Origin of the sequence: Xanthomonas graminis pv. graminis (genome assembly GCF_030168915.1) — a bacterium.
GTDB classification, from domain to species: domain Bacteria; phylum Pseudomonadota; class Gammaproteobacteria; order Xanthomonadales; family Xanthomonadaceae; genus Xanthomonas_A; species Xanthomonas_A translucens.
The window spans coordinates 3890714-3917490 of sequence record NZ_CP076255.1; the positions used below are offsets into that span (position 1 = coordinate 3890714).

Annotated in this window: 13 protein-coding genes; 3 read left to right on the top strand and 10 right to left on the bottom strand. The window is 69.7% G+C overall.

Annotated elements, in window-relative coordinates; translation table 11 throughout:
• Nucleotides 1-102: 102 nt before the first annotated feature.
• The 4 genes from gspE to KHF85_RS16910 form a co-directional block, all read right to left on the bottom strand.
• Nucleotides 103-1833 carry a type II secretion system ATPase GspE gene (gene gspE, locus KHF85_RS16895; RefSeq protein ID WP_064538805.1) on the bottom strand — a complete coding sequence of 577 codons (1731 nt, stop codon included), beginning with the start codon at nt 1831-1833 and terminating at the stop codon, nt 103-105.
• A gap of 337 nt (nt 1834-2170) precedes the next feature.
• Nucleotides 2171-4057, bottom strand: coding sequence for a S8 family peptidase (locus KHF85_RS16900; RefSeq protein WP_284567544.1), 1887 nt, complete (start codon nt 4055-4057; stop codon nt 2171-2173).
• A 158-nt stretch (nt 4058-4215) separates the two neighbouring features.
• Nucleotides 4216-10113 carry an ESPR-type extended signal peptide-containing protein gene (locus tag KHF85_RS16905; RefSeq protein ID WP_284567545.1) on the bottom strand — a complete coding sequence of 1966 codons (5898 nt, stop codon included), beginning with the start codon at nt 10111-10113 and terminating at the stop codon, nt 4216-4218.
• 1524 nt (nt 10114-11637) lie between these two features.
• Nucleotides 11638-12768 carry a hypothetical protein gene (locus tag KHF85_RS16910; RefSeq protein WP_284567546.1) on the bottom strand — a complete coding sequence of 377 codons (1131 nt, stop codon included), beginning with the start codon at nt 12766-12768 and terminating at the stop codon, nt 11638-11640.
• Nucleotides 12769-12901: 133 nt separating this feature from the next.
• Here KHF85_RS16910 and KHF85_RS16915 point away from each other — a divergent pair, with 133 nt between their 5' ends.
• On the top strand, nt 12902-15535 hold the full coding sequence (locus tag KHF85_RS16915; protein WP_284567547.1) for a methyl-accepting chemotaxis protein: 2634 nt from the start codon (nt 12902-12904) through the stop codon (nt 15533-15535).
• 179 nt (nt 15536-15714) lie between these two features.
• Here KHF85_RS16915 and purL read toward each other — a convergent pair whose 3' ends face one another.
• The 3 genes from purL to xerD all read right to left on the bottom strand — a co-directional run bounded on the left by purL (nt 15715) and on the right by xerD (nt 21970).
• Entirely contained in the window at nt 15715-19830 is a 4116-nt protein-coding gene (gene purL / locus KHF85_RS16920; RefSeq protein WP_284567548.1) for a phosphoribosylformylglycinamidine synthase, read from the bottom strand.
• 235 nt (nt 19831-20065) lie between these two features.
• The gene (locus KHF85_RS16925) at nt 20066-20872 is read right to left on the bottom strand and encodes a DsbC family protein (protein ID WP_284567549.1); all 807 of its coding nucleotides are present in this window, start codon (nt 20870-20872) and stop codon (nt 20066-20068) included.
• A gap of 123 nt (nt 20873-20995) precedes the next feature.
• Nucleotides 20996-21970 (bottom strand): site-specific tyrosine recombinase XerD, encoded by a 975-nt coding sequence (gene xerD, locus KHF85_RS16930; protein ID WP_284567550.1) that lies wholly within the window; start codon nt 21968-21970, stop codon nt 20996-20998.
• 138 nt (nt 21971-22108) lie between these two features.
• Here xerD and KHF85_RS16935 point away from each other — a divergent pair, with 138 nt between their 5' ends.
• Nucleotides 22109-22585, top strand: a complete 477-nt coding sequence (locus tag KHF85_RS16935; RefSeq protein ID WP_284567551.1) for an RDD family protein — start codon at nt 22109-22111, stop codon at nt 22583-22585.
• Between the two features lie 68 nt (nt 22586-22653).
• Here the strand turns inward: KHF85_RS16935 and KHF85_RS16940 are convergent, their stop codons facing one another.
• From KHF85_RS16940 to lptF, 3 genes are read right to left on the bottom strand one after another with little or no spacing between them, the layout of a single operon-like run.
• Entirely contained in the window at nt 22654-22956 is a 303-nt protein-coding gene (locus KHF85_RS16940) for a hypothetical protein (protein WP_284567552.1), read from the bottom strand.
• Between the two features lie 4 nt (nt 22957-22960).
• Nucleotides 22961-24067: an LPS export ABC transporter permease LptG gene (gene lptG / locus KHF85_RS16945; RefSeq protein WP_284567553.1), complete on the bottom strand. Its 1107-nt coding sequence runs from the start codon at nt 24065-24067 to the stop codon at nt 22961-22963.
• On the bottom strand, nt 24064-25149 hold the full coding sequence (gene lptF / locus KHF85_RS16950) for an LPS export ABC transporter permease LptF (RefSeq protein WP_003475921.1): 1086 nt from the start codon (nt 25147-25149) through the stop codon (nt 24064-24066). Before lptF ends, lptG begins: the two co-directional genes overlap by 4 nt.
• A gap of 107 nt (nt 25150-25256) precedes the next feature.
• Here lptF and KHF85_RS16955 point away from each other — a divergent pair, with 107 nt between their 5' ends.
• Nucleotides 25257-26756: a leucyl aminopeptidase gene (locus KHF85_RS16955; protein WP_053839608.1), complete on the top strand. Its 1500-nt coding sequence runs from the start codon at nt 25257-25259 to the stop codon at nt 26754-26756.
• Nucleotides 26757-26777: the final 21 nt, after the last annotated feature.

The window sequence follows — 26777 nt, forward strand, 5'->3', positions numbered from 1 at the left end:
CCGGACGCGGGACGCGGGACGCACAAAGCAGGCCGCGCGCACTGCACGCGCGCCGGCGCGCCGCGGCGCTGACGCGCACTGCCGGGCAGCGTGCCGCGCGCATCAGGTTTCCTCCGTCACGCGCAGCACTTCCTCGATCGTGGTCTGGCCGCTGAGCGCCTTGCCGATGCCGTCCTCGTACATCGTGCGCATGCCGGCCTCGCGCGCCAGCTGTTCGATCTCGCCCATGCCGGCGTGGCGCATCACCGCGCGGCGCAGCGCGTCGTTCATCACCAAAAATTCCATGATCGTGGTGCGGCCCAGGTAGCCGGTCGGCGCGATCGCCGAGGGCCGCGGGCGGAACAGGAAAATGTCGCCCTCGGGCTGCAGCCGGCGCAATTCGAACTTCTCGATCTCCTCCGGCGAGGCCGGATAGCGCTCGGCATGGGTCGGCTCCAGCCGCCGCACCAGGCGCTGCGCCAGGATGCCGTTGATGGTGGAGGTCAGCAGATAGTCCTCCACGCCCATGTCGAGCAGGCGGGTGATGCCGCCGGCGGCGTTGTTGGTGTGCAGCGTGGACAGCACCAGGTGGCCGGTCAGCGCCGACTGGATCGCGATGCGCGCGGTTTCCAGATCGCGCATTTCGCCGATCATGATGATGTCCGGGTCCTGGCGCACGATGCTGCGCAACGCGTGCGAGAAATCCAGCCCGATCTGCGGCTTGGCCTGGATCTGGTTGATGCCCTCGATCTGGTATTCGACCGGGTCCTCGACGGTGATGATCTTGACGTCGGCGGTGTTGAGCTGGCTCAGCGCGGTGTACAGCGTGGTGGTCTTGCCCGAGCCGGTGGGGCCGGTGACCAGCAGGATGCCGTGCGGCTGCTCCAGCACCTTGCGGAACTGCGGCAGGAACGCGTCGGTGAAGCCGAGCCGGTGGAAATCGAATACCACCGTCTCGCGGTCGAGCAGGCGCATCACCACGCTCTCGCCGTGCGCGGTGGGCACGGTGCTCACGCGCAGGTCCAGTTCCTTGCCCTGCACGCGCAGCATGATGCGCCCGTCCTGCGGCAGGCGGCGCTCGGCGATGTTGAGCTTGGCCATGATCTTGACCCGGCTGATCACCGCCGCGGTCAGGTTGACCGGCGGGCTTTCGCCGTCGATCAGCACCCCATCGACGCGGTAGCGCACCTTCAGCCGGTTCTCGAACGGTTCGATGTGGATGTCCGAGGCGCGCAGCTCCACCGCGCGCTGGATCACCAGGTTCACCAGCCGGATCACCGGCGCTTCCGAGGCCAGGTCGCGCAGGTGTTCGATGTCGTCGGCGGCGGTGCTGTCGCCGTCGGCGGTTTCCACGATCGCGCCCATCGCGCTGCGGCCCTGGCCGAACCAGCGCTCGATCAGGTCGTCGATCTCCGAGCGCAGGCCGACCCGCGGCAGCACCTGGAAACCGGTAGCCAGGCGCACCGCGTCGGCGGCATAGGCCTCGTGCGGATCGGACATCCACAGTTCCAGCGCGCCATCGCGCTCGCCCAGCGGGCACACGTGGAATTGCTTGAGGAAGCGCAGCGACAGCGGCTGCGCCTCGGGCAGGTGCTCCGGCGCGGTAGCCGGCAATTGCTTGGCATCGAGCAGCGGCAGGCCCAGCACTTCGGCGCTGACCTCGGCATGGTCGCGCTCGGAGACCAGCCCCAGCCGCGCCAGCAGCGACAGCAGGCCGCCGCCGGATTCGCGCTGCAACTGGCGCGCGCGCAGCAGGTCGCCCTCCTTGAGCCGGCCCTTGGCCAGCAACGCATCGACGATGCGCGCCTCGGGCGTATCGACAGCGGCAGCAGTGTCCTTCACAAGCGCGTTCACACAATCCCTCCCAAGCGTGCGGCGACTTTAACAGTTCGGCACGACCTGCCGCCCGCCCGCGCCGCAGTGGGCGGCGCGACTGTCTACGACGGCCACGGCGGCGCTGGGCGCGTCATTGGCATGACACACGCGGCGCGCAGCATTGCGCCTTGCGGCGCCGTGTGCATGGCGAGTACAGCGCACAAGCGCAACCGACAGCAGCGCATGCCGGCCGCCGTGCCGACAGCGGTATCGCCTGGCGCGCGCGGCTTTTCCATTTGCCTTAACGCAGGAAACCCGACCGAAGCCGGGTTTCCTGGGTTCCTCCGACGCCGTGTCCGGCGCTGTCATCGCAGGCTTACTGGCGCGCGACCAGGCTGACCCCGCTGTAGCTCGACGTGCCGACCAGCTTGACGTAGTAGGTGCCGGCCTGCGGCGCGGTGAAGCGCACCGTCTCGTTGTTGCCCGGGCGCGCCGACTTGGCGTCGTAGTTGGTGCTGCTGGGTTCCTTGTCGAAGCTCACGTACAGCGACACATTGCCGCTGCCTCCGTAGGTGAGGAAGCTCAGCACCGCGCCAGCCTCGGCCTCGAAGCTGTACAGCACCTCGTTGCCCGCCGCGCCGGTCAGGCCAGTCACCGCCACCTTGTTGGTCAGCGCGGTCGCCGGCGGCGTGCACTGTTCGGTCTGCGGGTCGCATGGCACTTCCAACGCCTTGGCCAGCGCGGCCTTGGCATCGACGATGCCGGTACCGATGGGAGTGCTGGCCGGGATCGACACCGGGAACGGACGCGCGGTCTGCTTGAGCAGGGTTTCCAGCGCGGCCGGGGTCAGCGGCGCGTTGCCGGCGGCGATCACCGCGCTCTGCACCAGGGCCGCCACCGCCGCCACGTGCGGCGAGGCCATCGAGGTGCCGCCCAGGCCATTGTAACTGTAGGTGCCCGAGGTCGGCGTGGTCGCGCCGCTGTAGCCGTTCTGCCAGATGTAGCCGCCCGGGTTACCGTCGACGCTGCCGCCGCCGCCGGGACCGGACAGATCCACCACCGCGCCATAGTTGGAGTAATAGGCGATGCCGCCGGTGATACGCGTGGCGCCGACCGCGATCACGTGGGCGCAGCCGGCCGGATTGGAGGTGGACGCGTCGGTGGCGCCGTTGCCGGCTGCTACCACCACGGTGGTGCCGCGCGCCACCGCACCATTGATCGCCTCTTGTTCCAGCTGACCGCAGCCGCCGCCGCCCAGGCTCATGTTGATGATCTCGGCCGGATTGGCGTTGTCCGGCACGCCGGGGACGCTGCCGCCGGAAGCCCATGTGATCGCGTCGGCGATATCGGACAGCCGACCACCGCATTTGCCGAGCACGCGCACCGGCAGCACCGTGGCATTGGGCGCGATGCCGGCCGCGCCGATGCCGTTGTCGGTCGCCTCGGCGATGGTGCCGGCGACATGGCTGCCGTGCCAGGAGCTGTCGTGGGCCAGCGAACCGGCATAGCACTCGTTGTCGTTCTCCACCCAGTCGCCGTAGTCCAGCGCGCCGGGCACGCGTGCGTCGGTCTGACGCCGCGAGGTCTCGGCCGCGGAGATGAAGTCGTAGCCCTGCAGCAGATGCACCGCCACGTCCGGATGGTTCGGCAGGATGCCGGTATCCAACACCGCCACGACCACGCCGTCGCCCTTGGAAATCTCCCACGCGGCCGGCGCATGGATGCCGCCGGTGGAACTGTTCAGGTTCCACTGGGACGTGGCGTACAGCGGGTCGTTGGGCACCAACTGCGGCTGCTCCAGTGCCGCCTTGGGCAGGTCGGTGGGCTGCAGCATGACGTCCACCTGTGCGTACTTGACTGCCGGGTCGGCGGCGATTTCCGCCACCACCTTGTCCACGTCGGCCTTGCTCAGCTTGCCCGACAGGCGCATCAGGTCGGCGCCCACTCCCAGCGTGCGCACGTATTCGGCGCGCACGCTGGCCGCCGCGGCACGGGAGATGCCGTTGCCGCCGCCGAGGCTGGCGCGGGTCAGCGCCGATTGCACCGCCGACAGCTTGGCGCTTCGGTCGCTGGCCGCGGCAGTGCCGGTCTTGTAGCGCACCACGATGCGGTTGGAAGTCTGCGCGTCGGCCACTGCGGCCTGGGCCGGCTGCTTGAGCGGCAACGGCGCGGCACCGGTCGCGAATGCGCTCGAGGCCCCCAGCGACATCATCAGCGTGACGGCGGCGATGGCACTGATACGAAGATTTTGCTTGTCGATCACGTTGACGTCCTCTTCAAAGTTCGTGGATAAGGCGACAGTTGCGGCCGTAAAAACTCCTTTTTCCCGAATCCGTTGGCCGGCCCAGCCAAGGTCCTTCGGTCTGCCCCCTCAGGCCATTGCGTGGGCGGACGGCGGCACGCGCCGCCATCCGCGATGGCTCACCAGCCGAAGCCGGCACCGATGCCGACCGAGCTGTCGTCGCCGCTGAACGCGCCGCCGATGGTCAGCGTGGCGCGATCGCTGAAGGCGCGCTGGTAGCCCACCGACAGCGCCGACTCGCCGTTCTGGAAACCGACGCCGGCACCGACCCGGTTCTGGGTGCGAATGCCCGCGGCGCTGGTGGCCATGTTGAGCATCGCCGCGCTCATCGCCCCCTGCCGGTCGATGCGGCGATCCTGGTCGCGCAAGCGCGCAGCGACATCGCCGCGCAGCACGTCGAAGCTGTCGGCCATGGTGTTGAAGCGCGAATCGGCATACGACTTGGCGGTGGCCACACCGCTGTCGAGCTGGCCCTTGTTGACCGCGTCGGTGGCCTGGGTGCCGGCGGCGACGTTGGCGACCTGGCGTTCGTTGCCGGCGCTGCCCACCGACACCGTGTTGGCGCGGTCGGCGAGCGACCCCTGGCCCAGCGCGACCGCCCCCTGCGCCGTGGCGCTGGCGCCCTGGCCGAGCGCGGTGCCCGAGGCGGCGGTGACGCTGGCGCCCTCGCCCATCGCCACCGCATTGGTCGCCACCGCGGCGATGTGGCTGTTGGCGCCCACCGCGGTGCTGCCGTCGGCGTTGACCTTGGCGTTGCTGCCGATCGCGGTGTCGTTGCGACCATGCGCATAGGCGCTGCCGCCGATCGCGGTGCCGGTGACATCGTTGGCGCGCGCCGCCGTGCCGACCGCTGCGCCGCCTGCATCGGCCACGACCGCCTCGCCGACCTGCGCGGTGGACGCACTGCCGGATACCGTCGCCGACGCGGACGCCGCCTGCGCGGTGGCCACGGTCGACTCCGACTCGGCGACTGAGGACACGCTGGCGACACGCGCACTGCGCGCCATGCTGGCGCTGCCGCCGCTGCGCACATCCAGTTCGCTGACCTTGCCGTCCAGCGCCGCCAGCGCATCGCCGATGTTGCTGTAGCTGGCGCCCTGGATCACATAGGTCGGCGCCACGAACAGGCCTTGCGCGCCGAGGCCGGCACCGCCGCCCAGGAACGTGGCCATATTGCTCAGCGACTGGTACAGCTGGCTGCCGTTGATCGCCTCGGTGCTGCCGGCGGCGATACTGCCGGCCGTCAGGTTGACGATGCGCCGCGTGGCCGGGCCGCCGCGGCCGTTGCCGCTGCCCAGCGACACCGTGTCGGCCTCGTAGACGCGCGAGCCGGCGCCGAGCGCGACCGCATTGTCGGCCGAGACGCCGGCATTGGCGCCGATCGCCACGCCGTTGCTGCCGCTGTTGCGCACGAAGCTGTTGTAGCCCAGCGCCACGCCGTTCTCGCCGATCGCATTGGTCTGCAGGCCGATCGCGGTGCTGCGCGCGCCGCTGGCCGAACTGCTGGCACCGGACGCGGTCGCGCCCGCGCCGCTGGCCACGCTGGCCACGCCCAGCGCGGTGCTGCGCAGGCCGCTGGCGGTGGCCCCGGCCCCGGCCGCGGTGCTGTCCACGCCGCTGGCGCTGGCCACGCCGCTGCCCGAGCTCTGGAAGTCGGCGCTGGTTTCGCCGGCCGCCGCCGCCACCGCATCGAGCTGCGCCTTGTTCACCGCATCGGTGGCGTTGAGCGCCGCGCCAAGGTTGGTGATGCGGCGCGTGGCCGGGCCGCCGCGGCCGTTGCCGCTGCCCAGCGAGACCGTATCGGCCTCGTACACGCGCGAGCCGGCGCCGAGCGCGACCGCATTGTCGGCCGAGACGCCGGCGTTGGCGCCGATCGCCACGCCGTTGCTGCCGCTGTTGCGCACGAAGCTGTTGTAGCCCAGCGCCACGCCGTTCTCGCCGATCGCATTGGTCTGCAGGCCGATCGCGGTGCTGCGCGCGCCGCTGGCCGAACTGCTGGCACCGGACGCGGTCGCGCCGGCGCCGCTGGCCACGCTGGCCACGCCCAGCGCGGTGCTGCGCAGGCCGCTGGCGGTGGCCCCGGCCCCGGCCGCGGTGCTGTCCACGCCGCTGGCGCTGGCCACGCCGCTGCCCGAGCTCTGGAAGTCGGCGCTGGTTTCGCCGGCCGCCGCCGCCACCGCATCGAGCTGCGCCTTGTTCACCGCATCAGTGGCGTTGAGCGCCGCGTCGACGTTGGTGATCCGGCGCGTGGCCGGCGCGCTGACCCCGTTGCCGCCGCCCACCGACACCACGTTGGCCTCGCTGGCGCGCGAACCGGCGCCGAGCGCGACGCTGTTGCTGCCGCTGGCCCAGGCGTTGCTGCCGAGTGCGGTGGCGTTGATACCGCTGTAGGCGTAGGCATCCTGGCCGATCGCGGTGCCGCCCTGCGCGGTGGCCCAGGCGAACTGGCCCACTGCGGTGGTCTGCGCCGCGGTGGCCCAGGCCGACGCGCCGAGCGCGGTCGCATCCTCGCCGCTGGCGCGGGCGCTGTAGCCCAGCGCCGACGCATACGCGCCGGACGCGGTGCTGCCCCAGCCCAACGCCGAGGCGTAGTCGCCCGCCGCCACCGCACCGTAGCCGAACGCGCCGGTGCGAGCGCCGCTGGCGCTGCTGAACGCGCCGACCGCGGTGCTGTAGTCGCTCGCGGCCTCGGCCTTGTAGCCGTTGGCGGTGGACTGCAGGCCGGCGGCCGTGGCGCCGGCGCCGCTGGCGCTGCTGAACGCCCCGGTGGCCTGCGCGCCCGCGCCGAGCGCGGTGGCGCCGACGTCGCTGGCGGTGGTGGTGCCGTCGAGCAGCACGTTGCCGGCGTCGTCGGTGTAGTACAGCGCGCCGCCGATCGCGGTGCTGGACGCGCCGGTGGCGGTGGCGTTGTAGCCGGACGCGGTGGCGTACTGCGCGCCGGCCAGCGCGCCGCTGCCGAACGCCGAGGCGCCGGTGCCGAAGGCGTTGGACGCCTCGCCGGCGGCGGTGGCGTAGTTGCCCTCGACATAGCTGCCGACGTCGTCGGCCGGCTCTGCGCCGCCGCTGGCCTTGAACTGCTTGCCGGTGGCATCGGCGGACTGCTTGACCGCGTCCAGCTGGGCGACGTTGACCGCGTCGGTGGCCTGGCTGCCGGCGGCGACGTTGGCGATCTGCCGTTCGCTGCCGACATCGCCGACCGACACCGTGTTGGCGCGGCGCGCGACCGAGTTGGAACCCAGCGCCACGCTGTCGGCGGCGAGCGCGGTGCTGTGGTAGCCGATCGCGCTGCTGTTGGCGCCGCTGGCCCAGGACTCGGCGCCGAGCGCCGTGGCGAAGGCGCCGGGCGCATAGGCGAAATAGCCCAGCGCGGTGCTTTCCAGGCCGGCCGCCTCGCTGAGGCTGCCGCTGGCGAGGCTGAAGTCGCCCGCAGCGATCGCGCCGGCGCCGAACGCCGCCGCGCGCTCGCCGCTGGCCTGGGTCTGCACGAACAGGCCCAGGCCCGGAATCAGGTCGGCCGGACCGCCGACGGCGACGCTGCTGGCGCCGGTCGCCACGCTCTGCGTACCGATCGCGGTGGCATAGGCACCGCTGGCATTGGACACCGCGCCGAAGGCCGAGGCCTGCGCGCCGCTGGCATGGGCGCCCACGCCCACCGCCGAAGCGGCGAAGCCGCCGGCATCGGCGCTGGCGCCCAGCGCGGTGCCGCCGACGCCGGCGCTGGTCGCACCGGTGTCCACCGCCACGCCGCCGCTGGTGATCAACGGATCGCCGTTCTCGTCCACCGCCACCCCGCCCACCGCCACGGCCGCCGGGCCGGTGGCCTGCGCATTGCTGCCGAACGCGGCGCTGTTCTGCCCTGCCGCGACCGCGCCGCTGCCCACCGCGGTGGCGCCGCTGCGCAACGCATCGGCACCGCCGCCGAGCGCGGTGCTGCCGTTGCCGATGGCATTGGCCGCCTCGCCCGCGGCCAGCGCATCGTCGCCTTCCACGTAGGCGCCGGCATCGCTGTTGCCGGCACTGGCCTGCAGGTACTTGCCCGCCGCCTGCAACTGCGCGACGTTGACCGCATCGGTGGCCTCGGTGCCGGCGGCGACGCTGGTGATCTGCCGGGTCAGGCCGTTGGCCACGTCGCCGACCGCGACGCTGTTGTCGCGGTCCGCGTAGGAATACGCGCCGAGCGCGACCGCGCTGGACGCGGAACGGTCCTGCGCATCGGCGAGCCAACTGCTGACCCGCGCGCCGTAGCCGATCGCGGTCGCGTCGATGCCGTTGGCCGCGCTGTTGGCACCGAGCGCGGTGCCGCTTTCATGGAACATCGAGGTCACCGAACCGGCGCCGAGGGCCACGCTGTTGGCGGTCCACGCGGTGGACGCCTGGCCGATCGCCACCCCGCCCTCGCCCGCGGACAGCGCATAGGCGCCGAGCGAGACGGTATGCGGCGCGAACGAACCGGCGCTGTGGCCGATCGCCACCGAGTCGACGGCGTTGTTCTCCATGTTCGGGAACACGTTGGCGTTGTAGCCCAGCGCGATCGCGTAGTTGCCCTGGCTCTGCGCGCCCGCGCCCAGGGCGACGCCGCCGACGCCGGTCGCCGCGGCGATGCCGACGCTGTTGCCGGCACTTTCGGCGGCGGTGCTGACGCCGCCGATGGCGACGCTGTCGGTGCCGCTGGCCAGGGCATTCATGCCCATCGCCACGGTGCTGGTCGCGGTCGCCCGCGCGCCGATACCGGTCGCGGTGGCGTAATCGCCCGCAGCACGCGAGCCGTAGCCCACCGCCGTGCCCAGCGCGCCGGACACTTCCGACAGGCCACCGACCGCGGTGGCGCCGTCCTGGAAGGTCTGCGCGTGGTAGCCCAGCGCGGTGCTCTGCACGCCGCTGGCGGAACTGCCGGTGCCGACCGCGGTGCTCAGCGGGTCCAGCGCCTGCGCGCCGCCGCCGATCGCCGTGGCCGCGGTGCCCAGCGCCTGGGTGGTCTGTTCGCGGCTGCCGACGATGAAGCCGTCCTCGTCGTACTCGTACACCGTGGCGACGCCGCCGATCGCGGTCGCCGACTCGCCATTGGCGGTGGCGTTGGCGCCGAGCGCGCTGGCGTTCTGGCCGTTGGCCAGCGCACCGCTGCCGATCGCCGACGCCGCGGTGCCGCCGGCGAAGCTGCTGGAGCCGAGCGCGGTGGTGTAGTCGCCGTCGGCCAAGGCGTTGGAGCCGGAGGCGGTGGCCTCTTCGCCCTGCGCCAGCGCACTGCCCGCGCCGCTGGCGGAGAACAGGCGCGCGGTGGTGTCGGCGACGTTGGCGACCGCATCGAGTTGGTCCAGATTCACCGCATCGGTGCCCTCGCTGCCGGCGGCGACGTTGGTGATCTGGCGCTCCGCGCCGGCCTTGCCGACCGACACGCTGTTGTCGCGATCGGCGAGCGCGTCGGCGCCCAGCGCCACGCTGTTCTCGCCCTGCGCCACGGCGGCATTGCCCAGCGCGGTGCTGTTGTAGCCGGTCGCCGTGGCGAAACCGCCGACGGCGGTCGCGAAGTCGGCATCGGCGGTGGCGCCCAGGCCCAGCGCCGCGGTGGCGGTGCCGTTGGCGACGCTCTCGGCACCGAGCGCGGTCGCGCCGATGCCGCTGGCGGTGCTGTAGTAGCCGAGGGCAGTGGATTCCAGGCCGTTCGCTTCGCTGAGCGCGCCGCTGGCCACGCTGCCGTCGCCGCTGGCGTTGCTGGCTGCACCGGTCGCGGTGCTCTGCTCGCCGCTGGCGGTGCTTTCGGCACCGACCGCGGTGGCGTAGTCGCCGCTGGCACTGGCGCCGTCACCGATCTGCAGCGCCTGCGCTTGCGCGCTGGAGGGCAGGATGGATCCGCCGGCGCCCAGCGTCAGGGCGATCGCGGCCGACAAGGCCAGGCTGTGGGCGCGCCCGGCCCTGCCTTCGCGAACCAGCTGGCCGCGGGAATCGCCGCTGGCCAGTTCCGAGGCCACGGTCCACATCCCCAACGCCTTGTTCCAGACCTTGCGATAAATCCGATTCATCGACTGCTGCTCCTCAAATTAGGCTGGTTTTTGGTCAAAAAGCCACCCTCGCCCGGCATTCCAGCCGGCCGACCCCCTGTCGGTATTTGCGCCGCATCCCTGACCCGGAGCGCAAGAGGCTGTCGCCTGTTGCGGCCCGTCTGTCTTGATGAACCAAGACGAAATGCGGAACTGTCTGGAGTGTTAACTCCGCATCTTGAGTACGTCAAGTTTTTGACAAAAACGTCAACTTCAGTGGTGCAGATCTCGGATTTTCAACTAAATTGTTAATTTTTCGATAAATTTCAATAAAAACAAGACATTCCGCCAAATTCTCGGCACAACACTTGCGGTGCATTGACATTGGGCGGAGGCCACATTCGCTGCTGCGCCAAGGGTTTGACATGTATCGACGCAATAGCGGCGACGCGGCGAATGCACGCTCATCGCTCATTCGCATGTGGCCGTGCACAAGACCGACTGCGCAAAACCCAGGCTGGTTGGGTGCGCAAGAGAGAACATGCGGACGAACGATCGGCCTGCTGTCGGCGACGGCGGATGTGCCCACCCGGTCGTCCCGGAGCCCTGAAGCGGCGGTGACCTGGGCCATCCGCCCTCGAGCGCCGGACGCCTGCGCCGATGCACGGTGAGTGCCGCTCAGGCGGCAAGCCGTCAATACGTTGCTGTCGGCGCAGGAGGTGGTCGCCCCCTCTGCTCGAATAGGACGTTCCAAGGGCCATTGCTGTCGGTCGCCGCGGTCATCGATGCCCACAGACCACCGCCCGCGGTGAATGCCCTCCGCGACTTCGCATCGTCCAGATCAGTCCAGATCACGTCGAGGCGTACTGGCGCCTGGCCACTCAGGGTCCGGACAACCTGACCGCCTCGTCCGCCATGCTCAGCGACCAGCCGCGGCCATACTTCGGCTTCGGCCGGCGACATGGGCGCGGAGACGAGATGGATTTCGCCAACGCCTGATTCAACCAAGGCGTGGCGGCGATGGCGTGGCGACCTTGAGCTCATCGACCGTGATCCCCCTAACCCGGAATCGGCCCGCTGCAACGGTGGCGCCTAGAGACACGGGTAAACCTGCAGGGAGGGACCGACGCTCAAGCGTGAGAGGGCAACACGAGCGGGCGCCTTGAGCTACGCCGACGCGTGGCGCCTTGAGGGCGCGGGTCGGGCAAGCGCGAGGATGCCGCCGGTGCCGAATCCTCGGTGGGTCGAACGCATGAGGCACAACGCTCGGGGCGAAGAGGATCGCCGTTTTGGCAACCCCCGATTTCCGGCACATCGATGGTTTGCTGCGTCGCCGTCCGTGCATTGGGGCTGCGCATGCGGCCGTCCGCATACGCGCGGGAGGCAGACAGGGGCGACGTCGTTTGCCGCAGCCTGCGCCAGGCCTCAGCGAGAGCAATGGTGACTGCGAATCAGGTTCCAGGCGCGACGCCACGTGTATCAGGTGGCAGGCAACAACGTCGAGGATGCATGTCGAAGACGCCGGGCGGGTCATCGCCTTCGTCGAGATCGACACGCCGCACCCGACTAAAAGTAGAACCCCACGTTCAGGTTGAAACGCGAATGCCAGCTGGAGCGGTCACCGTCGTCGATGGCGATGCCGTCGCCACCTGCGAACCACATGTTCTTGCCGGCGATCCAATCCAGATAGGTCAGCATCACGCCTCTTTTCACGCTGCAGCCAGTTACGTTCTGCATGGATTCGCGCACACCAGGACGATCGTGGGACGGCACCGTCATGCTGAAATTGTTGTAGCAGGTCACGTCGTCCAGCCAGCGCCCGTTACCGAACGAATACGCGATGTTGACGGTGGGTACGTCGGCTTCGGCAGCGATCTCGAAGGGCGCCAGAAACGCCGACATTGCAATGCGATCGCCGGGCACATCGTAGCGATAGCGCGCCCATTGCAATTGGCCGGTCCAGCCACCGCCGCTCCACTGCGCATGCACGGCCGCGCCGCGATGTCCGTGGAGGCTGCGGTCCTGGACATTCAATACGTGCCCGGAAAAGGCCGAAGCGCCCAGCAGCAGGGTGCCACGGCGCAGGTCGTAGCGATGTTCGTAGCGGGCATTCCAACGATGGTATTCGCGATAGGGAGACAGCGCTGTGTCGGCGACATCGAACGAGTAGCGGTCCGTGCGCGCTCCATCGCCGTATTCGTCGCCCGAGAACCAGCCGACATGCACGGTATCCTTGCCGATGCTGCGCGCGAATACGACGCCCGGATCGTAATCGTCCTCGATACCGAGGTAGTAGCCGGAGCCGAACCAGAAACTGTTCGACGCGGTCGGCAACAATCCGAACGGCACCTGCTCGATGCCGGCTTTCACCACGGTGTGGTCGTCCACGTTCCAGCCAATGAAAGCGTGATGCACCGCGTCGAATCCGTCGTACCAACGGTACTGCGCGGAAACGAAGAGCGGGCCTGTTCCCGCATTCACATCGACGCGCAGCAACTCCAGATCGAGCCGCTGCGTGGGGCCGTAATCGCGCCAGCCGTAATTGAATCGGACCGCTCCGCCAAGCTTTGCGTACGAGTCGGTGTCCCGAGCATCCTGCGCGTACGCCTGGCCGCTGCACGCAATGGCCAGCAACAGCAAAATACCTGAATGGAATGACATGGGTGTGACCGCCTCCGCCTGGATGTCGCCAGACATCTATCGGCCGCAATCTAGCCAGCATGAGGCGCACGCCGGGATTTAAGTTTCGTTTCAGATCGTCGATACCTCAGCGTAGCGAAGTGTCCAGAGTGTCCAGCACGACACCTGAAAATCCATCCCGGGAGCACCAATGAGCAGGCCCCTAGTTCGCCGCAACAGCGTCGCCAGCCGTTTGATGATCGGCACTGGCATCCTGGCCCTGCTGTGTTTCGGCATGACCGCTGCCATCAGCTATTGGCGCAGTAGCCAGGCGTTGCTCGGGACATCGCAAGGCATGCTGCGCGAGGTAGCGCGTCACCAAGCAAGCGAGATCTCGTCCGACATCGGGGCGGCGTTCAACACCGGGGCAACGCTGGCCAATACGTTCAGAATCCAGCGCAGCACTGCCGGCACGAGCCGCGATTCGGCGGCATTGGTGCTTCGTGAGCAGCTGCGCCTGCAGAAGAACTGGCTTGGCATCAGTACGCTCTGGGAACCCAACGCATTCGACGGACACGACGCCAGCAACGCCAACGCCCCCTTCCATGATGCGACCGGCCGTTTCATGGTGTATTGGTCATACCAAAAAGGCGAGTTGGTGCGTGAGGCGCTGCACAGCTACGACAAGCCCGGCGAGGGCGACTGGTATCTCGCTGCGCGCAGCAGCCACGCGCCCGTGGTCATCGAGCCTTACTACTATCCGGTTGCCGGCGTCGACACGCTGATGACGACCTTGAGCACGCCCATCATGGAAGGCGATCGTTTCCTCGGCACGGTCAACATCACCATTTCGCTCGACGCGCTGCAAAAGCGCGTGGCGACGCTGCGGCCGCTGGACGTGGGGCAGGCGCTGCTGCTGTCGCCCACCGGCGCCGTGATGGCCAGCGCCGATGCCAAACAGGTGGGCAAGAAGCTGACCGACGCCGGCACGCAGGCCATGCTGGCGAAAGTGCGCGCGGGGCAAGTGAGCAGCGATGAAGCCGCGATCGGTGGCGAAGATTGGCTGCGCGTGTTCGTCCCGATGCGGTTGGGCAAGGCACCGGAAATGTTCGCGCTCGGCATCATGGTGCCCAAACACCATGTCATGGCGCAGGCACGCACGTTGCTATGGGTCATCATCGCGGTGGGGCTGCTCTCGGCCGCTCTGCTGAGCGTGTGTCTGTACCTGTTGCTGCGGCGCCAGGTACTGGCGCCCCTCGCCGAGGCCGTCAAGGTATCTGCGGCGGTGTCCTCCGGCCAGTTGAACAGTCGCATCGAGCCGCGCCGCATGGACGAAATGGGCCAACTGCTGCTCTCGATGGGCACCATGCAGGCGCAGCTGCGCGCGGTCATCGAAGCGCAAGACCATATGGCCAGCCGGCACGACGCCGGCGAAATGAGCTACCGCATGGATGCGGCGCGTTTTCCAGGAGAGTACGGCCGCATGGTGGCCGGCACCAACAACCTGGTCGATGCGCATGTGCGGGTCCAGCGGGAGCTGGTGTCCGTCATGTCGCGCTACGCGGTAGGCGACATGCAGGCCGACATGCCGGCATTGCCGGGCGAGAAGGCGGCCCTCAGCGATGCGATGGCGGCAACCAAACACAACCTGCAGGCGATCAATCAGCAGATTCTCGCCTTGGCGCAGGCAGCGGAGGCCGGCGACTTCTCGACCCGCGGGGATGCGAACGCGTTCGACCACGATTTCCGTAGCATGGTCGAAGGCTTGAACAACCTGATGCAGACGACCGATACAAACCTGGCCGAGTTGTCGCGGTTGTTGCGCGCCATCGCCGCCGGCGATCTCACCGTGCGCATGAGCGGCGAGTTCCGCGGCGTGTTCTCGCAGATGCGCGACGACGCCAATGCCACCGCCAGCCAGTTGGCGCAGATCGTCGGCAGCATCCAGACCTCGGCCACATCGATCAAGGGCGCCGCAAGCGAGATCGCCGCCGGCAACCAGGACCTGTCGCAGCGCACCGAGCAACAGGCCGCCAATCTGGAGGAAACCGCCGCCTCGATGGAGGAGCTCACCTCCACCGTCAAGCAGAACGCCGATGGCGCGCGCCAGGCCAACCAGCTTGCCATCGGCGCGGCCAGCGTGGCCGCGCAGGGCGGCCAGGTCGTGGACAAGGTCGTCGAGACCATGAGCGGCATCGAAGCCTCGTCCAAGAAGATTGCCGACATCATCTCGGTCATCGACGGCATCGCGTTCCAGACCAACATCCTGGCCTTGAACGCGGCCGTGGAAGCGGCGCGTGCCGGCGAACAGGGCCGCGGCTTTGCGGTAGTGGCCTCGGAAGTACGCATGTTGGCACAGCGTTCCTCCGGCGCGGCCAAGGAAATCAAGGATCTCATCCAGGACTCGGTACAGCGCGTGGCCGAAGGCTCCTCGCTGGTGCACAGCGCCGGCGAGACCATGAGCGAGGTAGTGGCCAGCGTGCAGCGGGTCACAGACATCATGGGCGAGATCTCCGCTGCGTCGCAGGAACAATCGTCCGGCATCGAGCAGGTCAACCAGACCATCACCCAGATGGACGAGGCCACCCAGCAGAACGCGGCACTGGTGGAAGAAGCCACCGCCGCCGCTCGCTCGCTCGAGGACCAGGCGATGCAGCTCACCGAAGCGGTCGCGGTGTTCAAGATCGACGCCCGCCATGCGGTTGAGGCAAGGCGGGCCGCGCCAGGACCGGCGGCGGCGCCGGCGGTCGAGGTCAAAGTGACGACGGACGGACGCGCTGCCACGTCCAGGCTGCGTGCGGTGGTTGCCACTCCCAGCAACGAAAGCAGCTGGACGGAATTCTGACCAAGGCCGGTGCGGGGCGCCCAGGTCGGCGCCCCGGCTGCGTTGGGGCTAGCTGCGGTCCTTGATGTTGAGCTCCGGTAGAGCAGCGCAGGCGCCGCAAGCGCGCAAAGGTCCGCCCCAGCGCCGGCGTGCGTTCGCGCCGCCACGTCCTCCGTGGCGGACGCGGCAGCAGCGGATGCTCAACCCACCCACACCCGCGCGTTGCGGAACATGCGCAGCCACGGCGAAGCGTCCGCCCAGCCGTCGGGGTGCCAGCTGAGATTGAGCGAGCGCGGGGTGCGCTCGGGATGCGGCATCAGGATCGTCACCCGGCCGTCGTCGCTGGTCAGGCCGGTGATGCCGTCGGGCGAGCCGTTCGGGTTCAGCGGATAGCGCTGCGCGACCTCGCCGTTGCCGTCGACGAAGCGCAACGCCACGCGCGCGGCGGCCTGGTCCACGGCGTTGTCGAACTCGGCGCGGCCTTCGCCGTGCGCCACCGCCACCGGGATCCGCGAACCGGCCATGCCGCGCAGGAAGATCGATGGCGATTCCACCACTTCCAGCAGGCTGGTGCGGGCCTCGAACTGCTCGCTGCGGTTGCGCAGGAAACGCGGCCAGTGCTCGGCGCCGGGGATGATGTCCTTGAGCTGGCTGAGCATCTGGCAGCCATTGCACACGCCCAGCGCGAAGCTGTCGGGGCGCGCGAAGAACGCCGCGAACGCATCGCGCAACACCGGCCGCTCCAGGATCGAGGTGGCCCAGCCGCGGCCGGCGCCGAGCACGTCGCCGTAGCTGAAACCGCCGCAGGCGGCCAGGCCGGTGAAATCGGCCAGGTCCACGCGGCCGGCGATCAGGTCGCTCATATGCACGTCGAAGGCGCGGAAGCCGGCACGCTCGAACGCATGGGCCATCTCGATCTGACCGTTGACGCCCTGCTCGCGCAGGATCGCCACCTTGGGCCTGTGCCCACTGGCGACGAACGGCGCTCCCACATCCTCGGCAGGGTCGAACGCCAGCTTCGGCTTCAGCCCCGGCGCGGCGAAATCGCGCGCCACCGCGCGCTCCTCGTCGGCACTGTCGGGGTTGTCGCGCAGCTTCTGCATGGCGTGGCTCACCGACCACCACGCGTCGAACAGCTCCTCCCAGCGCCATTCGGCCAGGGTCTTGCCGGCCAGCCCCACGCGCACCACCGCGGCAGTGCTGGGACGGGCGATGCGCTGCGCACACTCGGTCAGTGCATGCCGCTCGATCAGATCGGCGAACGCGGCACGGTCTTCGTTGGCGACCTGCACCACCGCGCCCAGTTCCTCGTTGAACAGACTGCGGAACGGATCGTCGCCCCAGGCATCGAGGTTGATCTCCAGGCCCTGGCGCGAGGCGAACGCCATCTCGCACAGGGTGGCGAAGGCGCCGCCGTCGCTGCGGTCGTGGTAGGCCAGCAGCAGCCCGGCCTGGCGCGCATCGCGGATCAGTTCGAAGAACGCGCGCAGGCGCTGCGCATCGTCCAGGTCCGGCACCGCGCCGCCGAACGCCGGCACGCCGCCCTCGGCATGCACCTGCGCCAGCACCGACCCGCCCAGGCGCTGCTTGCCGCCGCCCAACCCGATCAACCACAGCTCGCTCTCCGCCTCGCGCGCCAGCAACGGCGTCAGCTGCGCGCGCGCGTCGGCCACCGGGGCGAATGCGGTGACGATGAGGGAGACGGGCGAAACGCTTTTATGCGTTTCGCCGGGACTCGGGACTCGGGACTCGGGACTCGTAACGGCGGCGGTGTCGGCATTGCGGAATGGCGCGGAACCAGGCTCTTGCTCTTGCCGAGTCCCGAGTCCCGAGTCCCGAGTCCCGGCCACCACCCACTGCGCCTGCATCGACAACGAATCCTTGCCGACCGGAATGCTCAGGTCCAGCTGCGGGCACAGTTCCATGCCCACTGCCTTGACCGCGGCGTACAGCCGCGCGTCCTCGCCAGGGTGGTTGGCCGCGGCCATCCAGTTCGCCGACAGCTTGACCTGGGCCAGCGCCTCGACCGGCGCCGCGCACAGGTTGGTGATCGCCTCGCCGACCGCCATGCGCGCCGCGGCGGCGGCATCGAGCAGCGCCAGCGGGGTGCGCTCGCCGATCGCCATCGCTTCGCCGGCATGGGTGTCGAACCCGGCCAGGGTGATCGCGCAGTCGGCCAGCGGCAGCTGCCACGGACCGATCATCTGCTCGCGCGCGGTCAGCCCGCCGACGCTGCGGTCGCCGATGGTGACCAGGAAGCTCTTCGCCGCCACCGCCGGATGCGCCAGCACGCGCAGCCCGGCGTCGCGCAGGTCCAGCGTATCGGTGTCCAGCTCCGGCCAACGCGGCGCCGGCGGCTGCCGCGCATCGCGGTGCATCTTTGGCGGCTTGCCGAACAGCACGTCCATGGGGAGGTCGATGGGGTGGTCTCGGGACTCGGGACTCGGGACTCGGGACTCGGAAGAAGCGGGTTCAGCGGAAACTGCGAGATCGACGGTCGGCGCATGCAGGGTGCTTACCGCCTGCATTTGCTCCATCCGAGTCCCGAGTCCCGAGTCCCGAGTCCCGAGCACTCCATAACCCACCACCAGCCGCTCCTCCGCCGTCGCCACGCCGACCGCGGCGAACGGGCAGCGCTCGCGTGCGCAGATCGCGGCGAATTCGGTCAGGCGCGCCTGCGGCACGCCGAGTACGTAGCGCTCCTGCGATTCGTTGCACCACAGCTGCATCGGCGACAGCGACGGGTCGTCGCTGGGCACGCGGTCCAGGTCGATGATGCCGCCTACGCCGGAGTCGTGCAGCAGTTCGGGAATCGCGTTGGACAGGCCGCCGGCGCCGACGTCGTGGAACCAGCGGATCGGGTTGTCGGCGCCCAGCGCCACGCAGCGGTCGATGACCTCCTGCACGCGCCGCTCCATCTCCGGGTTATCGCGCTGCACGCTGGCGAAATCCAGGTCCTCGGCGCTGTCGCCGGAGGCCACCGAACTGGCCGCGCCGCCGCCCAGGCCGATCAGCATCGCCGGGCCGCCGAGCACGATCACCGCATCGCCCGGCTGCAGGCGGATCTTCTCGACCTGGATGCGGTCGATCGCGCCGAGGCCGCCGGCCAGCATGATCGGCTTGTCGTAGGCGCGGGTCAGTTCCTGCGTCTCGGGCAGTTCGAAGCTGCGGAAATAACCGAGCAGGTTGGGCCGGCCGAATTCGTTGTTGAACGCGGCGCCGCCGAGCGGGGCCTCGAGCATGATCTCCAGCGCCGGGGCCATGCGCGGGTTCAACGGGCGCGCGGCTTCCCACGGCTGCGGCAGGGTCGGAATGCGCAGGTGCGAGACGCTGAAGCCGGTCAGGCCGGCCTTGGGCTTGCCGCCGCGGCCGGTGGCACCCTCGTCGCGGATCTCGCCGCCGGCGCCGGTGGCGGCGCCCGGGAACGGCGCGATCGCGGTCGGGTGGTTATGGGTCTCGACCTTGATGCAGAACGCCGACGGCGTCACCGCCTCGCTGCGGTATTCGCCGCTGGCCGGGTCCGGGCGGTAGCGCGCGGCCGGATGGCCTTCCACCACCGCCGCATTGTCGCTGTACGCGCTGAGCGTGTGCTGCGGGGTCTGCTGGTGGGTGTGTTTGATCATCCGGAACAGCGAGCGTTCCTGCTCCTTGCCGTCGATGCTCCAGCTGGCGTTGAAGATCTTGTGCCGGCAGTGCTCGGAATTGGCCTGTGCGAACATCATCAGTTCGACGTCGGCGGGATCGCGGCCGAGTTCGCCGAAGCGCTGGCGCAGGTAATCGATCTCGTCCTGGGCCAGGGCCAGGCCCAGCCGCGCGTTGGCCGCGTCCAGCTGGTCCAGCGCGATGCGCTCGACGTCGCCGCGCGCCGGCGCCTGGAACAGCGCCTGCGCCTGCGCCGCGCCGTCCAGCAGCGACTGGGTCATCGGGTCGTGCAGCAGCTTGGCCAGCGCCGCCTGTTGGAGGGCGTCTTCCGGCCAGCCGGCCAGGTCCAGGCGGGTGCCGCGCTCCACCCGGCGGATCGCCAGGCCGGCGCCGCGCAGCAGTTCGGTGGCCTTGCTCGACCACGGCGAGCGCGTACCCAGCCGCGGCACCACGTAGCGCGAGCAGGTGCCCGCCTCGGCCACGGCCGGCGCGTCCTGCGCCTGCAGGATGCGCTGCGCGGCGGCGGTGTCCACCGCGGCGTCGGCGTCGCTGTCGATGAAGTAGACGTGCCAGGCGCCAGCGATGCGCAGACCGGGAACGACGGAGTGCAGGCGGGTTTCGAGCCGAGCGCGGCGGAACGGCGAAAGGGCGGAAGCGCCCTCGAGGACGATCATGTCCGGGGAACCGTGTGAGGTAAACGGGCTGTGTAGTGTAGCCGGGACTCGGGACTCGGGACTCGGGACTCGGGACTCGCAAAAGCAGTTTCCGACGACCGGAAGAAACCCAAGAAAATCAGGAACTAGTTGGCGCGGAACGCATCGTCCGCCGACAACGGATCAGCCACCCGGAACCCGCTTTTCCGAGTCCCGAGTCCCGAGTCCCGAGTCCCCGGTCCCGAGTCCCGACAGCTCAGCGACTCCCCCCCGCCCGCCCCACCTCAGCCGCACGCTTGTCCAGCGCCTCGCGCATTTGCGCCGGCGGCAGGTAGCCGCCGAGCTGGGTGCCGTCCGGGGCGAAGATCGCCGGGGTGCCGTTGACGCCCAGGCGCTGGCCCAGGTTGTACTGCATGGTCACCGGGTTCTTGCAGCTGGTCGCGCTCGGCACCTTGCCGTTGGCCTTGGCCTCGGTCAGCGCCGTCTTCTTGTCGGCCGCGCACCACACCGCGACCATGTCCTTGTAGTCCTGGCTGCCCAGGCCCATGCGCGGGAACGCCAGGTACTCCACCGCGATGCCCTGCTTGTTGAGCTCGGCGATCTCGCTGTGCAGCTTGCGGCAGTAGCCGCATTCGATGTCGGTGAACACGCTGATGGTGTACTTGGGGTTGGCCGGGGCGAACACGATGCGCTCGCTGCGCGGCGCCGATTCCAGCAGCTTGCGGCGGTAGCTCAGCAGGCCTTCGCTGGAGGCGAACTGCTTTTCCTGGATGTCGAACGGCTGCGCCTGGAACAGATAGCGGCCGTCGTCGGACACGTACAGCACCTGCCCGCCGACCACCACTTCGCGGAAGCCCGGGAACGGCGCGGCGCCGATGAAGTCGGGCTTGAAGTTCGGGTCCAGCTGCAGCAGCGCCGCACGCACGCGCTGGTCGCCCGGGGCGCCAGCGGGGGCGGCCGCCGGCTTGGCCGGGGCGGCGGCAGCGCCGGTGGGTGAAGCCGGCTGCGCACAGGCGGAAAGGGTCGTGGCGCCCAGCAGCGCAAAAAGAGCAAAACGGAGCATTGGCTATCCATGAGGGCGGCGGATCGGCTGGATTGTCGCATACCGATTGGTCCGCTCCATGTAGCCAGCCTGAGCGGCCGCGGCACCGCCCGCGCAAGCGGACACGGGCGCAGCGCGGGCGGCTCAGCCGCGCGGATGGTGCTTGCTGTGCAGCTTCTGCAGGTGTTCGCGCGCGACCAGGGTGTAGATCTGGGTGGTGGACAGCGAGCTGTGGCCGAGCAGCATCTGCAGCGCGCGCAGGTCGGCGCCGCGGTTGAGCAGGTGGGTGGCGAAGCTGTGGCGCAGCCCGTGCGGGCTGACCGCAGCCGGGTCGATGCCGGCCAGCCCCGCGTAGCGCTTGACCAGGCCCCAGAACTGCTGCCGGCTCAGCGGGTGCCGCGCCGCATCGATGAACATCGGCACGGTGCCGTCGCTGGCCGGCACCGCCTGCCCCGCCGCCAGCGCCGACCGCGCCGTGTCCAGGTAGCGCTGCAGCCAGTGCTGCGATTCCTCGCCCAGCGGCACCAGGCGTTCCTTGCTGCCCTTGCCGGTGACCCGCAGCACGCCCTGGCGCAGGTTCACCGCGTTCGCCGGCAGGTTGACCAGCTCGCTGACCCGCAGCCCGGCCGCGTACATCAGCTCGAGCATGGCGCGGTCGCGCAGGCCGGCCGGATCGGTGTCGTCCGGCGTCGCCAGCAGCGCGTCGATCTGGCTTTCGGCCAGCGCCTTGGGCAGGGAGCGCGGCAGCTTGGGCGGGTCGATCAGCGCGGTCGGGTCGTCGCTGCGCTCGCCGCGGCGCAGGCGCAAGGCGAAGAACGCGCGCAGCGACGACAGCCAGCGCGCGTTGCTGCGCTGCGAATAGCCCAATCGGGTGCGCCAGGCCAGATAGTCGAACAAGGCCTGGCGATCGGCCCCGGGCAGGCCACCGCCGGCGCCGTCGCGCCAGCGCGCGAAGCCTTCCAGGTCGCGCCGGTAGCTGTCCAGACTCTGCCGCGCCAGCCCCTGCTCGGCCCAGGCCGTGTCCAGGAACTGCTGGATCGCGACGGCATCGGCATCGCGCAGCGGGGCGAGCCGTTGCGCCTGTTGGCGGCGTTCGGCGGGGGTGCGCAGTTCGGGCATCGGGGGAGCTTACGGGACTCGGGAGCTTACGGGACTCGGCAAAGCCTAGCGCCGGCTTCGCGTGGCGCAAGGCGGGGGCTGCGCCGATCGCGGTGACGGCCGGTGACGCGCCGCTGGCGCTGCCGCTAAGCTGTGGCGATGACCGCCGCGTCCACCGCCACCGCTTCCCGTCCGCGCGCGCTGCTGCCGTGGCGGCTGCTGGCGCTGTTCTACGATGCCTGGCCGGTGCTGGCGCTGTGGTTCGCGATCTCCGCGCTGTTCACCCTGGGCTACACGCTCGAAGGCCATGCGCCGCGCGAGAACATCGCTCCGTTCAGCGCCCTGCAGTGGCTGTTGTGGCTGTGCTGCTGGCTGGCGGCCGGGCTGTACGCGACGCTGAGCTGGCGCCGCGGCGGCCAGACCCTGGGCATGCGCCCGTGGCGGCTGCGCCTGCACGGCGCCGATGGCGGCACGCCGAACTGGGGCGCGCTATGGCGGCGCTACCTGGTCGGCACGCTGTCGCTGCTGCTGGGCGGGCTTGGGTTCTGGTGGGCGCTGTTCGATCGCGAACGGTTGACGTGGCACGACCGCGCCAGCGGCACGCGGTTGGTTCGACTTCCGAAGCAAAAGCCCTGACCGCAACGTACGGGCACACGGCGAACCCCATCGCCGCGTCAATGCCACCGCGGCGCAAGGCGTTTCGCTCAGCCCGGACGCGCAAGGCCTACCGCAGCGCGGCGCAACATCGCCCCCAGCAGATGTCCGGCCAAATACAGCAATAGCAACAGCGGCGGCACCAGCAACAAGTAACCGGCAATCCAGGACATGCCTCGCAACCAAGCGTCGGCCCCGAGCGCATCCAGCACCAGCAACTGCGGAGTCAACGGCAGTTGCAGCAACACGAAGTGCCCTTTGTCGTCGGCACCTTGGGCTTCCCACACGCACAACGCGGTCGGCACTGCATACAGCAGGCACAAGCCCACGCCGAGCAGGCTCAATCGGCGCATCGACTCAACTGCTGCGTTTGCGGAACAACAGCCACGACACGGTCAGCATCACCAGCGGCGGCAACGCGTAGGCGATGCGGTAGTCGAACTTGAGCGCGCCGGCCATGCGCCCGAAGAACAGCTGCAGCAGCCAGAACACCAGCGCGAACAGGATGCCCAGGAACAGCCGCTTGCCCATGCCGCCGCTGCGCAGCGCGCCGAACGCGAACGGGATCGCCGCGAAGCACAGCGCCAGCACGTTGACCGGATAGAACCAGCGGCTCCAGTACTGGTCCTCGTAGTCGCGCGCGTCCAGGCCGTTGCGGCGCCGGTACTCGATGCTGGTGTGCAGGTCGTGCGCGGACAGGTTGCGCGGCTTGGCCAGGCCCGAGGCCAGCGCAGCGGCGTCCAGCCGCGAGGCCCATGGCAGGCTGTCGAATTTCTCGCGCTGCACCGCGCGTTCGGCGAAGGTATCGCGGTACACCTGCTTCAGGGTCCAGCCGCTGCTGCGGTGCTCGGCGGTGGTGGCATGGGTCAGCGAGGCCAAGCGCCCGGCCTGGTCCAGCGTGTACAGGCGCACGTCGCGCAGTTCCAGCCAGGTGCCGCCTGCCTCCTCCAGATGCTCTTCGCCGCTCTGCGCGTTGAGGAAGGTGTCGCCCTCGCGCGCCCAGACCCCGGAATAGCGGGCCATGCTCATGTTGCCGTTGTACTTGGCGTTGGCCTTGATCGTGTCGGCCTGGTTCTGCGCCCACGGCGCCAGGGTCTCGCCGCTGAACACCATCGCCACGGTCAGCAGCAACATCGTCGCCGCCGCGGCCACGCTCAGCCGCCGCCGCGACAGGCCCAGCGCGCGCAGCGCGGTCAGTTCGGAGGTGGCCGCCAGCTGGCCCAGGCCCATCAGCACGCCGATCACCGCCCCGGTCGGGAACAGGGTGTAGGCGCGCCGCGGCACGGTGTAGGCGACGAACGCCACGGCGTGGCCCAGGCTGTAGCTGCCCTTGCCGATGTCCTTGAATTCGTTGGACAAGGCCATGATCACGTCGAGCCCGAGCAGCACCGCCCAGGTCAGCAGGACGGTGCCGAGCACGGCACGGCCGACGTAGACGTCGTGCAGGTTCGGACGCAGCCTCATGCCGCCTGCCTCCGCGGCCGCGACAGCTGGCCGTCGCGCAGATAGGTCCACACCGCCAGCACCAGCAGCGGCACGGTCAGCCACCACAGGCCCAGCGCGCGCGGCAGCTTGTCGGTGCTCAGCCACTGGGTGCCGATGAACATCAGGTTGGTGCCGACCAGATAGGCCAGGAACGCCAGCATGATCCGGCCGTAGCGCTGCTGCCGCGGCGAACTGCGCGACAGCGGCAGGGTCAGCAGGGCGAAGGCCAGCGCCAGCAGCGGCGGGGCGATGCGCGCGTGCAGCTGCGCATTGGCCTGCGGCCGCGGGTCGCCGATCAGCTTGGCGGTGGGCAATAGCTCGGGATCGTCGTCCTTGCGCGCCTCGCTGCGGTCGGGCAGGGCCACGTCGTTGCTGACGTAGCGCATCAGCCGGTAGTCCATGGCGTCGCCGGCCAGCGGCCCCTCGACGCGGTAGCCGTCCTCCAGGCGCAGGTAACGGTCGGCCCGGCCCTCGAAGAACATCGCCCCGCGCTGCGCGGTGACCACGTCCAGGCGGCCGTCCTTCTGCCGCTGCATGAACACCTTGCCCAGCTTGGTGCCGTCGCCGGACAGGGTGCTGATGTAGACGATGCCGCCGTCGGACAGCGTGGTGAAGCGCCCGGCCTCCAGCCCGGCCATCAGCAGGCTGCGGTTGGCCTCGTCGATCAGCCGGTCGGAGGTGCGGTCGGCCCAGGGACCCAGCCACAGCGAACACAGCCCGACCAGGGCCACCACCGGCACCACCAGCATCAGGATCGGCCGCAGCAGGCGCCGCGGGCCGACGCCGATGGCGGTGATCACCGCCATTTCCGAGTCGCGGTACAGCCGCGCCAGCGCCAGCAGCAGGCCCAACATCAGCGCCAGCGGCAGGATCAGCGGCAGATACACCACGAACTGCAGGCCCAACTGGGAAAACAGCAACTTGGCCGGGATGCGGCCATCGGCGATGTTGCCCAGGATATCGACCAGCACACCGCCGACGCTAACCACCAGCAGCACGATGAGGGTGGCCAGGAAGCTCTGGATGAAATCGCGCAGCAGGTATCGATCGAGCTTCGGCATGGGGGTGGGTTGATTTAGACTCTCGGATTCGTTCGCGGCTGCCCCAGCCTATCCGACTGGGGGTAAAGAGTCCGCGATTGTACGGATTTGCCAACGGAATCTGATCAATGGCCCTGGAATTCACCCTGAACCACGACGCCCCGGCGACTGCGGCGTTCGATTGCATCGTCGTCGGCGTCTTCGCCGACAAGCGCCTATCGCCCGCCGCCCAGGCCCTGGATGCGGCCAGCGGCGGACGCCTGACCGCCCTGGCCGGCCGCGGCGACCTCAGCGGCAAGACCGGCGCCAGCGCGCTGCTGCACGACCTGCCCGGGGTGACCGCGCCGCGCGTGCTGGTGGTCGGCCTGGGCGAGGCCGCCAAGTTCGGCGTGCCGCAGTACCTGAAGGCGGTCGGCGACGCGGCGCGCGCACTGAAGAGCGGGCCGGCGGCCAGGGCGCTGTTCACCCTGTCCGAACTGGAGATCAAAGGCCGCGACCAGGCCTGGGCGATCCGCCAGGCGGTGATCGCCAGCGACCACGCCTGCTACCGCTACACCGCCACCCTGGGCAAGAAGAAGCCCGACGACGGCGGCCTGGCCAGCCTGGCCGTGCTCGGCGAGGACGCCACCGCGCTGGCCCAGGGCCAGGCCATCGCCGCCGGCGTGACATTCGCCCGCGAGCTCGGCAACCTGCCGCCGAACCTGTGCACCCCGGCCTACCTGGCCGAGACTGCCGCGGCATTCGCCCACGGCATCGACGGCGCCGAGGCCGAGATCCTGGACGAAACGCAGATGCAGGCGCTGGGCATGGGCTCGCTGCTGGCGGTGGCGCGCGGCTCGGCCAACCGCCCGCGGCTGCTGGTGCTGAAGTGGAACGGCGGCGGCGACGCCAAGCCCTACGTGCTGGTCGGCAAGGGCATCACCTTCGACACCGGCGGCGTCAACCTGAAGACCCAGGGCGGCATCGAGGAGATGAAGTACGACATGTGCGGCGGCGCCAACGTCATCGGCACCTTCGTCGCCACCGCCACCGCGCGCCTGCCGCTGAACCTGGTGGTGGTGGTGCCGGCGGTGGAGAACGCGATCGACGGCGACGCCTACCGCCCCTCCGACGTGATCACCAGCATGTCCGGCAAGACCATCGAAGTCGGCAACACCGACGCCGAAGGCCGCCTGATCCTGTGCGACGCGCTGACCTACGCCGAACGCTTCAACCCCGAGGCGCTGATCGACGTGGCCACCCTCACCGGCGCCTGCATGGTCGCCCTCGGCCACCAGACCGCCGGCCTGATGAGCAAGCACGACGACCTGGCCAACGAACTGCTGGCCGCCGGCGAGCACGTGTTCGACCGCGCCTGGCGCCTGCCGCTGTGGGACGAATACCAGGGCCTGCTCGATTCCAGCTTCGCCGACGTCTACAACATCGGCGGCCGCTGGGCCGGCGCCATCACCGCCGGCTGCTTCCTGTCACGCTTCACCGAAGGCCAGCGCTGGGCGCACCTGGACATCGCCGGCGTGGCCAGCGACGAAGGCAAGCGCGGCATGGCGACCGGACGGCCGGTGGGGTTGTTGAGTCAGTGGTTGCTGGATAGAGCCGGGACTCGGGACTCGGGACTCGGGACTCGGTAAGGCGCTGCCATGTCATTGTCC

Excerpts from the sequence above, each read along its gene's own strand:
- KHF85_RS16910 (WP_284567546.1), bottom strand. The coding sequence starts at position 12,768 with ATGTCTGGCGACATCCAGGCGGAGGCGGTCACACCCATGTCATTCCAT.
- purL (WP_284567548.1), bottom strand. The coding sequence starts at position 19,830 with ATGATCGTCCTCGAGGGCGCTTCCGCCCTTTCGCCGTTCCGCCGCGCT.
- lptG (WP_284567553.1), bottom strand. The coding sequence starts at position 24,067 with ATGAGGCTGCGTCCGAACCTGCACGACGTCTACGTCGGCCGTGCCGTG.
- KHF85_RS16905 (WP_284567545.1), bottom strand. The coding sequence starts at position 10,113 with ATGAATCGGATTTATCGCAAGGTCTGGAACAAGGCGTTGGGGATGTGG.
- xerD (WP_284567550.1), bottom strand. The coding sequence starts at position 21,970 with ATGCCCGAACTGCGCACCCCCGCCGAACGCCGCCAACAGGCGCAACGG.
- KHF85_RS16940 (WP_284567552.1), bottom strand. The coding sequence starts at position 22,956 with ATGCGCCGATTGAGCCTGCTCGGCGTGGGCTTGTGCCTGCTGTATGCA.
- KHF85_RS16955 (WP_053839608.1), top strand. The coding sequence starts at position 25,257 with ATGGCCCTGGAATTCACCCTGAACCACGACGCCCCGGCGACTGCGGCG.
- KHF85_RS16935 (WP_284567551.1), top strand. The coding sequence starts at position 22,109 with ATGACCGCCGCGTCCACCGCCACCGCTTCCCGTCCGCGCGCGCTGCTG.
- lptF (WP_003475921.1), bottom strand. The coding sequence starts at position 25,149 with ATGCCGAAGCTCGATCGATACCTGCTGCGCGATTTCATCCAGAGCTTC.
- KHF85_RS16925 (WP_284567549.1), bottom strand. The coding sequence starts at position 20,872 with ATGCTCCGTTTTGCTCTTTTTGCGCTGCTGGGCGCCACGACCCTTTCC.
- KHF85_RS16915 (WP_284567547.1), top strand. The coding sequence starts at position 12,902 with ATGAGCAGGCCCCTAGTTCGCCGCAACAGCGTCGCCAGCCGTTTGATG.